A 485-nucleotide genomic window follows, 5' to 3' on the forward strand; every position below is an offset into this window, starting at 1 on the left:
TCTGAACAATGTAAATCTGGCCATCGTTACCATCTTTTGCCCATTCGATATCCATTGGTCTTTGGTAATGCTTTTCAATAATCATCGCCATGCGGGCCAATGATTCAATTTCTTCATCATTCAGACAAAAATGCAATCGTTCTTCGGGATCGACATCAACGGTTTTAACCGGTGATTTTGCATCACCTGAGTAAACCATTTTAAGCGCTTTCTGGCCCAGAGTTCTGCGTAATACCGCAGGACGATCAGCAGTTAATGTGGTTTTATGCACGTAAAACTCATCTGGATTAACCGCGCCTTGTACCACCATCTCGCCAAGACCGTAACTGCCAGTGATAAAGACCACATCACGAAAACCGCTTTCAGTATCCAGGGTAAAAGCCACACCGGCAGAAGCAATGTCAGAGCGCACCATCTTCTGGATACCAGCAGACAAAGCCACTTCGCTGTGTTCAAATCCTTGGTGATCGCGATAGGCAATCGCT

General features: G+C 45.6%; 1 protein-coding gene. It reads right to left on the bottom strand.

Annotated elements, in window-relative coordinates; translation table 11 throughout:
- On the bottom strand, positions 1 to 485 hold a 485-nt coding region (locus tag B3182_RS14380; RefSeq protein ID WP_292753237.1), incomplete at both ends, for a PEP/pyruvate-binding domain-containing protein.

Origin of the sequence: Methylophaga sp. UBA4204, from assembly GCF_002379485.1 — a bacterium.
In the GTDB taxonomy this organism is placed as follows: domain Bacteria; phylum Pseudomonadota; class Gammaproteobacteria; order Nitrosococcales; family Methylophagaceae; genus Methylophaga.